The organism is Sphaerochaeta globosa str. Buddy, assembly GCF_000190435.1.
In the GTDB taxonomy this organism is placed as follows: Bacteria; Spirochaetota; Spirochaetia; order Sphaerochaetales; family Sphaerochaetaceae; genus Sphaerochaeta; species Sphaerochaeta globosa.
Map to the genome: position 1 here is coordinate 2,301,240 of NC_015152.1, position 14,297 is coordinate 2,315,536.

The window sequence follows — 14,297 nt, forward strand, 5'->3', positions numbered from 1 at the left end:
CAACATCCTCCTGATAGAAATATTTTGCAAGCATACCGTTCATCCAAAGTCTGGTGGTATAGTGGAGGGTTTGGATAGTTGCATCATCGAAGGCAAGAGAGAGCGCAGGGACTTTGCATCATCAGAGGCAGCCTCCAAGGAAACGATAAGTCGGTCGCAAACCGAGATTATGTCCTCCGAGCAAGAAGGTGTGTTGAGTATCATTTCCAATGCAGGTTCTGCATCCTCATCCAACTGGTTCAGCAATCGCAAAATGGACATCAGCGAGTAACCGGCAAGCCGAAGGGTGCGGATGATGCACAACCGCCTCAAATCATCACCATCATAGATACGGTAGCCATTCTGCTTTCGCTTGGTATGGATCAGACCATTCAACTCCCAGTTTCTTAGGGTGTCCAAGGTAACGCCGATCTGCGTTGCCGCTTGTTTTCTGGTAAGGGTGAAGTCTCGCTCATGATGCTTGCTGTTGAGAATCGCCTGTACATCGCTGATGGCGGACCTGGCACGTACCAGTTCCTCCTCGATACTGGATAGGTACCTATCCACGGCCTTCATGGCCCCTTGAAAATCCAATCCGGCACAGAGCCGTATGATACACAGTGCCTGATCTCTCAGCCCATGGTGCAAGACTTCGCTACGAAGTGCCAATCGCGCGAACCGAATCTGCAATACCTGCAACTCAGTGAATACCCGATACCCGTTCTCTTTTCTGTTGGCTTGGGTGATGAATTGTAATTTCTCATAGAGGCGTACCGTATTGGGATGCACTCCTGTCAAAACAGCCAACTCTTGTGTCCTGTAGGTTTGCATCAAGGCCCTCCCCAAGCAAGCTATCATCAGAGGAAGAACACATCAAGCGATTGACCGTAAAAAAAGCTGTCCAGAGGGTTTCCCTGAAACAGCTTTAGTAAAAAACGTATGGCAGCTAGCGCTGGTTACTTTTCCAAAATTGCCTTGATTCTTCTCACCCCGGCAGAGGAAGACTGTTCCTTGAGAATCTTGAAATGTCCCATCTGCGAAGTATTCTCAACATGGGGTCCACCACACACTTCCTTGGAATAGTCTCCGATCGAGTAGACTTTGACTTGCTCGCCGTACTTGCTGTCGAAGAAGGCAATGGCTCCCTGAGCCTTGGCTTCATCGAGAGTCATAGTCTCGCATTTCACCGCAAGGTTTCGGTCTATGGCTTCATTGACCATATCCTCTACCTTCTGGATCTCTTCAGCTGACATGGGAGAATGATGCGTAAAGTCAAAGCGAAGCCGTTCGATGGTGATGTTTGAGCCCTTCTGGCCGACATGCTCACCCAAAACGGTACGCAGTGCCTGATGCAGCATATGGGTTGCCGTATGCAAGGCTGTGGTTTTGTCACTGTGGTCGGCAAGGCCGCCCTTGAACTGCTGCTCAGAACCGCTTCGGCTGATTTCCTGGTGCTTCTCAAACGCTTCCTTGAACCCTGCCTCATCCACGGTAAAATCGTGCTCGGCGGCAAGTTCCTTGGTCAGTTCAATGGGATAGCCATAGGTATCGTATAGCTTGAAGGCGGTACGACCGCTGATTTGGCGGCTGTTTCCTTTCAAGAGGTTGGGAAGCATTTTCTCAAACTCACGCTCACCCTTTGCCAGGGTTTCAGAGAACTTTGCTTCTTCCTGTGCGAGTTCCTTCAGGACAAACTCACGATTCTCCACAAGCTCAGGATAGGGCTTGCCATAAAGCTCAAGTACGATGAGTGCAAGATCTCCGAGGAAAGCTCCCTCGATACCAAGCTTGTGACCATGGCGTACGGCCCGTCTGATCAGGCGTCTGAGAATGTAACCCTGCCCCACGTTTGAGGGAGCAACACCCCGCTGGTCGCCCAAAATGAAAACGCTGGTACGGATGTGGTCTGCAAGAATCCGGATGGAGATGTCAATATCCTCGTTATCGCCGTAGTGTTTCTGGGACAGATTCTCAATGCCTGCGATGATGGGTGCAAATACTTCAGTCTCATAGACCGATTTCTTGCCCTGCAGGATGGCTATCGTACGCTCGATACCCATGCCGGTATCAACGCACTTTCGGCTCATTTCCTCATAGGTGCCATCGCTGTTCTTCTTGTAGCCCATGAATACGTCGTTCCAAATCTCGAAGTACTTGCCGCAGGAACACCCCGGGCGACAATCGGGACCGCAGGAAGGACGACCGGTGTCGATGAACATCTCACTGTCAGGACCGCAGGGACCGGTTTCTCCGGCAGGCCCCCACCAGTTGTCCTCACGGGGAAGGAAGTAAATGCGCTCACGGGGAATGCCGAAGCTCTCCCAAGTCTGAGCGGCTTCGTCGTCACGGGCAACCAGCTCGTCACCGGCAAACACGGTAACCGAAAGCTGAGAAATATCAAGGTTCAGCCATGCAGTGAGAAACTCAAAGCTGTAGGCGATTGCCTCTTTCTTGAAGTAGTCACCCAAGGACCAGTTACCGAGCATCTCAAAGAATGTGAGATGGTGGGGATCGCCTACCGCCTCAATATCACCGGTACGAATGCACTTCTGATAGTCGGTGAGACGCTTTCCGCTCGGATGGTCGCTGCCCAGGATATAGGGTACCAGGGGATGCATGCCTGCGGTGGTAAAAAGAACCGTAGGATCGTTCTCGGGGATCAGGGAAGCACCACTGATCTGCACATGGTCTTTAGACACAAAGAAGTCAATGAATTTTTGCCGTAATTCGTTGGCGGTCAGCTGTTTTTTCATAATATGCAGATAGTAGTCTCGTCGGCAATCGTATGTCAAGGAGACGCGAGTCAGAAGAGGTCCAGTTGCAGATTCTTTTCTTTGGGTTTCCCCACTCCCTCCCGTGTCTTTTTTGCTTGATTGAGCAACCTCGGAAGGTCTTGGCTCTTCTTGATCACGAACACCCTGCTCTGATTGGCGAACTGCCTTGGCCAGAGGACACTATGGTTGTCCACACTCCCCTGATAGATGAATAGGTACTTTTTTTGCTCCAAGGCAAACGCCGCTTGCCTTACTGCACCACCACCATCGCGGTCCTCCACCACCACCGAGGCATCGCTGAGGGCACTCATCAGGCGGTTGCGCAGCAAAAAATGCCATTTCTGGGTAACCGTTGCAGGCGAAAACCTGCTGACCACCGCGCCTACCTTTGCAATTTCCTGCTGCAATGCACAGTGCTCGGGGGGATAGTAGGCATTGATCGGGGTGCCGATAACCGCTATGGTCGGATATCCTGCTGCCAAGGCAGCTTTATGAGCCACACCGTCAATACCCAAGGCCAAACCACTTGCCACCACATATCCGGCTTTTCCCAGTGCCTGGGCACAGGAAAGAGCAAGCTGCTTTCCCTCCAAGGAAGGAGTGCGGGTTCCGATGACCGAAACCGAGTTTTGCTTCAGCAGCTGTACATTACCCTGCACATAAAGGAATCTCGGACGGAAGGCGAAAGAGTCAACCTGTTTCGGCCAGAGAGGGCTGTCCCAACCCAGAATGGAAACAGAAGTATCCATTGCTTCAAAGAGCGGGCGGATTTTGTAGTAAGCATCGCTGATTGCCGCAGCTTCCACACCCAGCAATTGTGCATAGGTCTGGGCATGCAAAACAAGGCTCTCACCGATGATCGAGCATTCCAAAGCCTTCTCATACGCATAGGAAGCCTTAGCCTCGGAGCCATTGGCTGCCTTGAGCAAGGATTCATAATGCAAGGCCTGAAGCTGTATGCTGTCCATGGCTTATGGTATCACAAGCATCGAGTAAAGCGCAATCAAAGCCAACTGACACCAATGTACCCAAAAGCCATGAAAAGTATGTGGCTTCCCAGAAAGTTTGCGCTATACTCAGCCTATGCAGAACGAAACACTACAGTTGGCCATTGAAACACTGAAGCAATCCGATCCGAAGTTGCATCAGGTAATTGAGAAGGTTGGACAGCTTCAGTATGAGGCGGAGCAAGACGGTTTTGCTTTTTTGGTGCAAGTAATCATCGGACAAATGCTGTCGGCAAAGGCTGCTGATACCATCTATGCCCGTCTTGTGGCCAGATTGGGAAAAGACATCGATGCAGCAAGCATTTCCGGCCTCGATGAAGATCTTCTGAGAAGCTTGGGAATCGCCCGTAGAAAGGCTCAAACCATTCTTGCTCTTGCCGCCATGGTAGAAAAAAATCCTACCTTGCTTGCTTCGCTGGCTTCTCTTGGCGACAAAGAATGCATGGCAAGCCTCTGCCAATACAAAGGCATCGGACCATGGACGGCAAAGATGTACCTCATATTCGTATTGGACCGAAACGATATACTTCCGCTGGAGGATGGAGCATTCCTGCAAGCCTACCGATACCTCTACGGTGATGAGGATATAGAAACAAGGGCCTCCGTTTGGAAGCCCTATCGTTCACTTGCTGCACGGTATCTCTACCGCTTTCTCGACCTTGGATACTGTTCTTAAGCCAACAGAGCTTTTGCAAGCTGTTGCATCTCGGACAGGTTTTGCTCCGTTGGATTCCAGTTCACCTTGACCTGTGGATCCACTACAGTAAAGCCCGACTTCTTCAGCTCCTCACACAGGATGGTATTTCCCTCTCCGCTCCAGCCATAACAGCCATAGACTGCAGCCTTCTTGCCCTTGAACTGTAGTTCTGAAAGGAAATGGAGCCAACCGCCGACAGAGGAGAGTATGGACTTGCCCACTGTCGGGGAACCCACGGCTATTGCCTTTGACTTGAATACCTGGGTCATGATGTCATTCTTGTCAGTCTGGCTGATGTTGAATACCTTGACCTTGGTCTGGGGGCTTTGTGCCTGAATCTGGGCAGCCAGGGCATGGGACAGTTGTTTCGTCCCGTCCCACATTGTATCGTAGACGATGGTGATCTGGTCTTCCTGATACGCATCGGCCCAAGCGGCATACTGCTGAACAATCTGCAAGGGGTTGTCCCGCCAGATGGCCCCGTGGCTCGGTGCAATAATGTCGATCGGCAGGTTCAGCGCGACAATCTCTTCTATCTTGCGTTTAACCAGAGAGGAGAACGGGGTGAGGATGTTCGCATAGTACTTGATTGCTTCCTCGGCAAGCAGACATTGGTCGGCCTTATCGTTGAAGAGTTCCTCAATGCCATAGTGCTGCCCAAAGGCGTCATTGGAGAACAGGATGTTATCCCCTGTCAGGTAGGTTGCCATGCTGTCCGGCCAGTGGAGCATGCGCATTTCCACAAAAACCAGTTTCTTACCATTTCCCACGTCTACACTGTCGCCGGTCTTTACGACCTTGAAGTTCCATTCGGGATGGTGATATTGACCTACCAGAGACTTCACCGCATTGGCAGTGCAATAGATCGGGGTCTGAGGAATCTTCTCCATCAGATACGGCAAAGCACCGCTATGGTCCACCTCCCCGTGGTTGATAACGATGAAGTCGATGTCCCCAAGCTTGATTTCCTTCTCCAGATTATCCCGGAATTCCTTTTCATAGGGTTTCCAAATCGTGTCGATGAGAACGGTTTTTTCCTCCTCGACCAGATAGGCATTCTGACTCGACCCATGGTTGACCGAGTAGTCATCACCATGAAACTTCTTCAGTTCCCAGTCGATTCTTCCAACCCAAGAGACGTTGTTCTTGATACTCCGTTTCATGCATTCACTCCTTTTCCATTATTTCGTATCCAAAGCTCCCGGGTACTGTGCAAGTAAATGGTACAACCCATGGAGCACCTTGTTCCTTGTATCATTGTCCTGTACTAAGCATACACCGCATATAAGCAAACTAATATGATTCAAATCAATGTAGGAACTTTTTTTCAAAAAGCGAGTTCTTTGAGTGTATCCAAGTCAAGGATAATGATTTTCTTCTTTCCGGCAATCCGTAGCATCCCTTGTTCCTGCAGGACTGATAGTTTGCGGTTCACCGTCTCCTTGGTGAGGTGGATGGCATTGCCGATGTCCTCCTGGGAAAGAAGCAATTCCAAACTTGCACTACGCGTCGACCGCTGATAGAGATACATGCAAAGGCGCTTGGTGACATCCTTGGTGGAAAGCATTTCCAGCTGCTGACGGTACTGTTCCAGCTTGGTGTTGAAATACTCCATGACTTTAAGCGAAATGGAAGGATCGCTTAGCATCAAAAGCTTAAGTTCTTTTCCTTGTATCGTACAAATACCGCATTTTTGCTCGGCAATAGCACTTTCTTGCACAGTCCCTGGAGCAAACAAGCCATCACTGCCATAGAAGTCGCCGGGAAACAGGGTATCCAGCAGAAACTCCTTACCGTCATTCGAGTAGCGAACCAGCTTCAATGAGCCTGTGCGTACGATGTAGAGGTTTACACAAGCATCCCCCTCATGGAACAGTACCTCATTTGCTTCGAGCTCCCGCTGGATGATGAGTTTCTGCACCCGCTTGATCTCTGTCGGGTCAAGATGTTGGAAGATAGGAACATTATGCAGACAGGGGGATGTCCCATTTGCACAGGCACTACATTGCATCATCGCTTTCAATCGTCCTCATAGAGCTCGTTCACCACAGCCCATGCATCACCGTCACTTACGCGTAAGCCGCAAAGCAGTTCATATTGGTTGAGCAACGTCAAAAGATGCTTTTCCTTTACTTCAGCCGCACCCGAGAGGCCGATGACTGCTTTCAATTCCTCGCTGTCATCAGGAAGCTTTCTCACACGGTCAAATTCTTTAAGCATGTCTTTTTTCGTGTACTGGAAGAAGTTCGGAACCGAGAGAATCAAAACAGGCATAAACTGCCTGCGGGCCAAGGCTTCAGCAGTAAGATTGATTTGCTCGTCTGTCGCATCAGGGCCCAATGCCTCATAGGCTGCTTTCAATTCGTCCATTCACCGTGCCTCCTTTCTCTATTATACTCAACGTACAAGGAAAAAGCAAAATGAATGAATTTTGTTGCAAATATGCAATAAATCAGGTGTTTTTGCACTTTTTCCAATATTTATACATTTACACAGCAACAGGTTATGTCATTCTTGATAAAAATGTTAAAAAATTGATGCATATTTCTGTAATATTTGTTAATATTTGAGCAGGGGTTGGAATTTTTATTACACACTTCAACCACGAAGGGGAGGCAGTCATGATCAGAGAGAGGATTCGGGAAAATCTTGGCAGCATGTCCCCGTCCTTTCAGGAAATCGGGCGTTGGCTTTTGGACAACTACGACGCTATCGGTTTTTCCTCAGTGCATGACCTCAGTAAAACCATCGGAGTCAGCAATGCTTCCTTGGTTCGCTATACCCAGGCCCTCGGCTTTAAGGGATACAAGCAGTTCAGGGAAGCAGTTCAGGAAGAGGTGAAAACAAAGCTTCACCCCGACTCGGCGGTCACCCTCAATGAACTGGATCTGCTGCCGGTCAAGAAACAGTTGCAAAGGCTTGCTGACAACGAAATCAACAACCTAAGTAAAACGCTGAAGGACATCAGCGTACCCTCGCTGCTCGAAATGGTTGAAGGAGTTTTTTCCAGCAATCGAGTTTTCATCAGCGGCTTCGGCGTCAGCAAGAACATCATGCAGATTTTTGAGTATGCCTTGACTTGTCTGCAAATCAAAGATGTGCATGGCATTACCGGTTCCATCAGCGACTATAGTCCCAAGCTTCGCAATATCACCGTCAATGACAGCCTTTTCATCCTGACCATGCCTCCCTACTCCCCCGAGGCCATCCATGTAGCCACACAAGCTAAAAAACAGGGTGCGCAAGTCTTTTTATTCACTGATTCAGCAAACTGCCCGATCTACCCCATTGCAAAGGCCGTGGTTCGTTGCGCAAACAACTCACTGCTGCTCACCAACTCCTATGTGGGTATGATTGCAGTCATCCAGGTATTCATCAACATGCTTCTGCTCTCCAGCAAAGGCAGCCTCATAACCCATATGAAGGAAATTTATCATTCAGAACAACAGGGCTACTCATTCCTGAAAGCCCAGAAGGAAGGCTTATTGTGAAGATATTTATTTCAACAGACATGGAAGGCATCGAAGGCATCTCTTCTTGGAATGAGATGACCACCAAGGAAGCTTGGTGTGCAGGTCTTTTGAAACAGGAACTTACCTATGTAATCTCAACGCTCCTGAAGAACGCTGATATCCAGGAAATCTGTATCTGCGATTCCCACAGCCGGGGAGAGAACCTGCTGTATGGTTCATTCGGTGATGAACGGGTCACCCATGTGAAGGGCTATCCACGTCGCAATTACATGATGGAAGGCTTGGATGAGAGCTTTGATGCCGTATTCTTGCTGGGCTACCATGCAAGCATCGGAACACTGAACGGTGGCATGGACCACTCCTACAGCTCATCGTGCATCTACCGGGTGCGCCTCAATGGGAAGGAAGTGGGGGAAGTGGAGATCAATGCCTATTATGCGGGCTTGTTCGGTGTTCCTATCGCCCTCATCAGCGGCGATGACATTCTTGAAGAACAAATGAAAGAGTTCCTGCCGGTCCCCTATGTACGGACCAAGGAAGGTATGGGCCGCTATGCTGCCAAAATGTACAGCCCCGAGCGGGTGCAGAAAGCCTTTGAGTCACAGGTGCAGGCGTTCCTTAAGCAAGATGACTTTGAGGTGAAACGTCTAGAGGGCGAGGTAACCCTGGAAGTGGATTTGGCTACGACTGTCATTGCCGATGCCGTTTCCATAGTCCCGGGCATCACGCGCCTCGACGGCAGGACTGTGCAGTACAAGAGCAGCAACTACACCGATATTTTCCACATGATCCTGACCATTGCCATGCTTGGTGGCAAATTCGCCCAATACACATAAGCAGAGCACGTGAGAGAGGAAGAGGTATGGGAAAGTATATAGTACGACGTTTGCTCATGATGATACCGGTACTCCTAGGAGTCACCTTCATTGTATTCTTCATCATGTCCTTGACGCCCGGCGATCCGGCGGCCATCATTCTGGGCGATCAGGCCAGTGCAGAGTCCCTCGCCCTGAAGCGGATTGAATTGGGCTTGGATAAACCGTTGCTTTTCAGGTATGCAACCTACATGGGAAACCTATTCCGTGGGGACCTGGGGACGAGTTACCGAAACCAGTTGTCGGTGGCTGAACAGGTGTGGGATAAATTTCCCAACACTGCCCTTTTAGCCATCGCCGGCATTCTCGTGGCCCTTATGATCGGCATTCCTGTAGGAATTCTTTCAGCGAAAAAACAATACACCTTCATGGACAACTCTTCGATGGTACTCTCGCTCATCGGGGTCTCGATGCCGAACTTCTGGCTCGGCTTGTTGCTTTCGCTTCTCTTCGCACTCAAACTGGGGTGGTTGCCATCACAAGGCATGGGAAGCGGATTTTGGGGGTTGCTCAGGTCCCTGATATTACCGGCTATCACGTTGGGGACGGGAGTTGCTGCAACGGTGGTGCGTATGACCCGCTCCTCCATGCTGGAAGTCATCCGGCAGGACTATATTTCCACAGCCCGTGCAAAAGGCATCACAGAAAAGCAGGTAACTAACAAGCACATGCTCAAGAACGCCCTGATTCCCATCGTAACCGCAGTCGGTTTGCAGTTCGGACACCTGCTTGGAGGCGCCATGCTCACTGAGACCATTTTCTCCTGGCCGGGTCTTGGCCGTCTGATGGTCGATTCCATCACCAGCAAGGATATTCCCATGGTACTAGGTGCTGTAATTTTCATGGCAGTCATGTTCAGTTTCGTCAATCTTTTGGTCGACATCCTCTATGCCTTCCTCGACCCACGCATCAAAAGCCAATACAAGGGTAAAAAGGCAGCCAGCAAAAGGGAGGTCACCGTATGAAGACATCAGAGGTCAAGAAACAGCGCACCCTTGCATCTGAAACCTGGAGACGTTTCAGAAAGAACAAACTTGCCCTTACCGGCATGATTGTCCTGGTCTCACTGGTCCTTATCGCATTAAGCACCATAGTCATCGACTTGGTGACTGACAATGCAATCTACAACAACTATGTGATCAAGCAGAACTTGCGCTTGAGGCTGCAAGGCCCGAGCAAAGCCCATATTTTCGGTCTCGATGAGTTTGGACGTGATATTTTCATGCGCATGGTCTGGGCTGTGCGATACTCGCTGTTCATGGGAACGATTGCCATCGCTCTTTCGACCACCGTCGGTGTCATTCTCGGTTCCATTGCCGGCTACTACGGCAAGGTTACCGACAACGTCATCATGCGCTTCATGGATGTGTTGCTTGCCATCCCGTCCATGCTGCTGGCAACTGCAATTGTAGCTGCCTTGGGTACCAGCCTGACCAACGTGTTGATTGCGATCGCCATCAGCTATGTGCCCACTTTCGCCAGAACCGTCCGTGCTTCCGTACTGACCATCAAGGACCAGGAGTTCATCGAGGCCGCCCGTGCAATGGGTGCCAGTGATTTCCGCATTATCTTCAAGTACATCCTTCCCAATTCCATGGCTCCGCTTATCGTGCAGGCAACCTTGGGTGTTGCCGGTGCAATACTTTCCATAGCCGGACTCTCGTTTCTCGGTTTGGGCATCCAACCGCCCACCCCAGAATGGGGTTCGATGCTCTCCTCGGCTAGGTCCTACATCCGAGAGGGCTGGCACATTACCGTTATTCCCGGCTTGGGAATCATGATTACCATCCTCGCTCTCAATGTTATGGGTGATGGCCTCAGGGATGCTCTGGATCCCCGACTGAAGAATTAGGAGCAAGCATGAGTAAAACAGAAGAGCTGATACGCATAGAAGATTTGACGGTTCATTACGAAACCGATGACGGTATCGTCAATGCGCTGAACGATGTCTCCCTATCCATGCTCAAAGGTGAGACACTGGGGCTGGTCGGTGAAACCGGAGCAGGAAAAACAACGCTTGCCCGCAGTATTCTCCGCTTGATCCCCTCCCCTCCGGGAGTCATTAAGTCGGGTAAGATTTTCTTCGAAGACAAGGACCTGCTCTCACTGAGTGAAAATCAAATGCGTGCCATTCGCGGCAACAGTATTTCCATGATTTTCCAGGACCCTATGACCAGCCTCAATCCGGTTATGTCGGTGGGCGACCAAATCATGGAGGTGGTGGAAGCCCACAATAAGAACCTGAGCAAGGAAGAGATGGAAAAACAGGCTCTTTCGATGCTGGAAATGGTCGGCATACCTTCATCTCGAAGCCATGAGTATCCCCACCAGTTCTCAGGCGGGATGAAGCAGCGGGTAATCATCGCCATTGCCTTGGCATGCAATCCCACGCTTCTCATCGCCGACGAGCCGACTACGGCCTTGGATGTGACCATCCAAGCCCAAGTGCTCGATATGATAACCGCCCTGAAAAACAGACTCAACACCGCCATGTTGCTCATCACCCATGACTTGGGGGTTGTAGCGCAGAATTGTGACCGCGTGGCAATCATCTATGCCGGTCAGGTCATTGAGCTGGGAACGCTCCAGGATATATTCAAACGACCCACCCACCCCTACACCAAGGGATTGCTTGGCTCCATTCCTTCCTTGACCAAGGAAGTCAAAAGGCTCAGCCCCATCAAGGGTATGATGCCCGATCCGACCGACCTGCCAGCGGGTTGTAAGTTTGCACCCCGCTGCCAGTTTGCAACGGAGGTCTGCAAACAGGCTGTCCCGCCGTCCTATCAGGTAAGCGCCACCCATCAGGTGCGCTGCATCCTTGCCAATGTGGAGGTACAAAATGGCTGAACCCTTGCTCAAGGTCGAACACCTGAAAAAATATTTTCATACAAACCATGGCACCCTGCATGCTGTCGACGATGTATCCTTCACCCTGAACAAGGGGGAGACTCTGGGCGTCGTCGGTGAATCGGGCTGCGGCAAGTCAACCCTTGGCAGAACCATTCTACGACTGCATGAGCCTACCGATGGCAAGGTGTTTTTTGATGGAAAGGAAATTACCGCGCTTACCAAGCACGAGATGAAAGAAATCCGACGGGATATGCAAATCATCTTCCAAGACCCCTTTGCTTCGCTCAACCCCCGCATGACAGTCAGTGAGACCATTGCAGAAAGTCTGCTCATCCAAAGGTTATACACCCGTAAGCAAGCTGTACAGTTAAGAAAGCGTGTAGTTGAGCTGATGGACTTTGTCGGTTTGTCGGCCAGGTTGGTCAACAGCTATCCTCATGAACTCGATGGGGGGAGAAGACAACGCATCGGTATCGCCCGCACCCTTGCCCTCGATCCGAAGTTCATCGTCTGCGACGAACCGGTGTCGGCCCTGGATGTTTCCATCCAGGCGCAGATTTTGAATCTCATGCAGGATTTACAGGATGAGTTCGGCTTGACGTACCTGTTCATCACGCATGACCTATCGGTGGTGAAGCACCTTTCCAATACGATAGCCGTCATGTATCTGGGACAGGTTGTTGAGCATGCACCCTCGCGTTCCCTCTTTGAGAAACCGCTGCATCCCTATACCCAGGCACTGCTATCCGCCATACCCGTTCCCGATCCCGATTATGAGGTCGACCGCGTCCTGTTGCATGGCGAGTTGACCAGTCCGGTCAATCCGGTACCGGGTTGCAGGTTTGCCAAGCGCTGTCCGTATGTCTCTGATGCTTGCAGAAAGGCCGATATTCCGCTGAAGGAAGTGGAGCCTGGTCACTTTGTTGCTTGTGTTTTGGTGTAACTCGTTGTTCCTGCCAAAGGGGCATCGAAAGAAAATAGGAGAAAAGACCATGAAAAAGATGCTGACCGTGCTACTCGTTTTGTTCTGCAGCGCAGCCCTCTTCGCTGGCGGATCCTCAGAATCGTCCACTGCAGCCGTAACCGGCTACAAGGATACGATTACTGTTGGACAGGGGGCGGATGTCACCTCGTTCGATCCCCACATCGGTAAAGAGACCCCCGCTGTCGCAGTGACCAACCACATCTTTGACACGCTGGTGGATACCAATCCTGCTACAGGTGAAGTCATTCCCCAGATCGCTGAGAAGTGGGAGGTAGTATCCCCTACTTCGTACCGGTTCTTCATTCGCAAAGGCCTCACATTCCACAACGGTGAAGCCTTGGATGCCGATGACGTCAAGTTCTCCCTCGACCGTGCCATTGCAAGTGCTTCGGTCTCCTACATCGTCGACTTCATCAAGGAAGTCAAGATTGAGGACCAGTATACGGTGCTGGTAACCACCAAGGCTCCGTATGGACCGACGCTGCGCAACCTCGCAGTTCCGTTTGCAGCCATTGTTCCCAAGGACTATGTCTCTGCAAACCCGGACATCCTGAAGACCAAACCCGTCGGAACCGGTCCCTACAAGTTCGTTTCGTGGACCCAGAACGACAATGCCAAGCTTGAGGCATTCGACCAGTACTACAAGGGAGCTCCCCAGACCAAGAATCTGATCGTCAAGGTCATTCCTGAAGCTTCCCAGAGAACCATTGCCTTGGAGACCGGAGAGCTGGATATCGTGTACGACATCCTTGTTTCCGACCTCAAGCGTGTAAGGGAAAACAAGAACCTCACCCTTTTGGAAGCTCCTTCGTTGACTTGTTTCTATATCTCTTTCAATACGCGCAAGGCTCCCTTCGACAACCAGTTGGTTCGTCAGGCCATCAACATGGCAATCGATCGCCAGCTGCTTGTTGACACCGTCAATAGTGGCACCGGCTCCGCCGCCGACGAAATCATCGCCCCGGCTGTATACGGCTACTACTCCACCGGTGTATGGGAATACAATCCCACCAAGGCAAAAGCAATGCTTGCCCAGGCCGGCTATCCCAATGGTTTCAATGCAACGCTGTGGGTGAACAACAACCAGAGCCGTGTTGAGATGTGTCAGGCTATCCAGGAAATGCTCCGAGAAATCGGCATCACGGTAAAGGTAGAGGTAATGGAATTCGGTACCTTCATCAGCCGCACGACCGCCGGTGAGCACGACATGGGATACTTTGGCTGGGTAACCTCAACCAAGGATGCTGACTACTCTTACTACTCGCTTGAGCACAGCTCACAGCAGGGTGCTCCCGGAAACCGTTCCTTCATCGCCGATCCCGAAGTTGACCGCTTGGTCATGCTCGGACGCACCAGTGCCGATACCAAGGTTCGTGATGCTGCCTATAAGGATTTGGCTATCAGGCTGAAGGAAGTCGCAAACAACGCTCCGATCATTTACACCGCCATCACCGCCGGTGCAAACAAGAAGACCGAGGGCTTCGTCCTCGACCCGATCGGATACCACAGATTGGAAACCGTCAAGGTTGCCAAGTAACATGTATTAGGTTCCAGGCCGGTGGCAGCACAAGCGGACATACTTACAAAACTGTACACCTTTGAGTTTTCTTGTGGTGCCCCTGCCTGGTTTTACTCAAAATTCCTCATCCTAAAG

Annotated in this window: 14 protein-coding genes; 8 read left to right on the plus strand and 6 right to left on the minus strand. The window is 50.8% G+C overall.

Annotated features, from left to right (window positions below; genetic code table 11):
• Positions 1-39: 39 nt before the first annotated feature.
• The 3 genes from SPIBUDDY_RS10780 to SPIBUDDY_RS10790 all read right to left on the minus strand — a co-directional run bounded on the left by SPIBUDDY_RS10780 (position 40) and on the right by SPIBUDDY_RS10790 (position 3,721).
• Positions 40-810, minus strand: a complete 771-nt coding sequence (locus SPIBUDDY_RS10780; protein ID WP_013607790.1) for a MerR family transcriptional regulator — start codon at positions 808-810, stop codon at positions 40-42.
• Between the two features lie 125 nt (positions 811-935).
• Complete coding sequence (locus SPIBUDDY_RS10785) at positions 936-2,732, minus strand: alanine--tRNA ligase (protein WP_013607791.1); 1,797 nt, start codon at positions 2,730-2,732, stop codon at positions 936-938.
• Positions 2,733-2,782: 50 nt separating this feature from the next.
• Positions 2,783-3,721: a DNA-processing protein DprA gene (locus tag SPIBUDDY_RS10790; protein WP_013607792.1), complete on the minus strand. Its 939-nt coding sequence runs from the start codon at positions 3,719-3,721 to the stop codon at positions 2,783-2,785.
• A gap of 115 nt (positions 3,722-3,836) precedes the next feature.
• Between SPIBUDDY_RS10790 and SPIBUDDY_RS10795 the strand changes: the two genes are divergently transcribed.
• Positions 3,837-4,436, plus strand: a complete 600-nt coding sequence (locus tag SPIBUDDY_RS10795) for a DNA-3-methyladenine glycosylase family protein (protein WP_013607793.1) — start codon at positions 3,837-3,839, stop codon at positions 4,434-4,436.
• On the opposite strand, the gene SPIBUDDY_RS10800 is transcribed toward SPIBUDDY_RS10795, so the two are convergent.
• The 3 genes from SPIBUDDY_RS10800 to SPIBUDDY_RS10810 all read right to left on the minus strand — a co-directional run bounded on the left by SPIBUDDY_RS10800 (position 4,433) and on the right by SPIBUDDY_RS10810 (position 6,827).
• Positions 4,433-5,620, minus strand: a complete 1,188-nt coding sequence (locus SPIBUDDY_RS10800) for an oxygen-binding di-iron domain-containing protein (protein WP_013607794.1) — start codon at positions 5,618-5,620, stop codon at positions 4,433-4,435. The two genes, SPIBUDDY_RS10795 and SPIBUDDY_RS10800, sit on opposite strands and share 4 nt — an antisense overlap.
• Before the next feature lie 164 nt (positions 5,621-5,784).
• Positions 5,785-6,471: a Crp/Fnr family transcriptional regulator gene (locus tag SPIBUDDY_RS10805; protein WP_013607795.1), complete on the minus strand. Its 687-nt coding sequence runs from the start codon at positions 6,469-6,471 to the stop codon at positions 5,785-5,787.
• 5 nt (positions 6,472-6,476) lie between these two features.
• Complete coding sequence (locus tag SPIBUDDY_RS10810; protein WP_013607796.1) at positions 6,477-6,827, minus strand: hypothetical protein; 351 nt, start codon at positions 6,825-6,827, stop codon at positions 6,477-6,479.
• Between the two features lie 251 nt (positions 6,828-7,078).
• Between SPIBUDDY_RS10810 and SPIBUDDY_RS10815 the strand changes: the two genes are divergently transcribed.
• Genes SPIBUDDY_RS10815 through SPIBUDDY_RS10845 form a run of 7 tightly spaced genes read left to right on the plus strand, consistent with a single transcriptional unit; the run spans position 7,079 to position 14,180 of the window.
• Positions 7,079-7,948, plus strand: a complete 870-nt coding sequence (locus SPIBUDDY_RS10815; protein ID WP_013607798.1) for a MurR/RpiR family transcriptional regulator — start codon at positions 7,079-7,081, stop codon at positions 7,946-7,948.
• Positions 7,945-8,766: a M55 family metallopeptidase gene (locus SPIBUDDY_RS10820; protein ID WP_013607799.1), complete on the plus strand. Its 822-nt coding sequence runs from the start codon at positions 7,945-7,947 to the stop codon at positions 8,764-8,766. Before SPIBUDDY_RS10815 ends, SPIBUDDY_RS10820 begins: the two co-directional genes overlap by 4 nt.
• A gap of 26 nt (positions 8,767-8,792) precedes the next feature.
• On the plus strand, positions 8,793-9,770 hold the full coding sequence (locus SPIBUDDY_RS10825) for an ABC transporter permease (RefSeq protein ID WP_013607800.1): 978 nt from the start codon (positions 8,793-8,795) through the stop codon (positions 9,768-9,770).
• Positions 9,767-10,657: an ABC transporter permease gene (locus tag SPIBUDDY_RS10830; protein WP_013607801.1), complete on the plus strand. Its 891-nt coding sequence runs from the start codon at positions 9,767-9,769 to the stop codon at positions 10,655-10,657. The genes SPIBUDDY_RS10825 and SPIBUDDY_RS10830 overlap by 4 nt, the downstream gene beginning before the upstream one ends.
• A gap of 8 nt (positions 10,658-10,665) precedes the next feature.
• Positions 10,666-11,655: an ABC transporter ATP-binding protein gene (locus SPIBUDDY_RS10835; RefSeq protein ID WP_013607802.1), complete on the plus strand. Its 990-nt coding sequence runs from the start codon at positions 10,666-10,668 to the stop codon at positions 11,653-11,655.
• Entirely contained in the window at positions 11,648-12,601 is a 954-nt protein-coding gene (locus tag SPIBUDDY_RS10840) for an ABC transporter ATP-binding protein (protein WP_013607803.1), read from the plus strand. Before SPIBUDDY_RS10835 ends, SPIBUDDY_RS10840 begins: the two co-directional genes overlap by 8 nt.
• Before the next feature lie 49 nt (positions 12,602-12,650).
• Positions 12,651-14,180, plus strand: a complete 1,530-nt coding sequence (locus SPIBUDDY_RS10845; protein WP_013607804.1) for an ABC transporter substrate-binding protein — start codon at positions 12,651-12,653, stop codon at positions 14,178-14,180.
• The last annotated feature ends 117 nt before the right edge of the window (positions 14,181-14,297 follow it).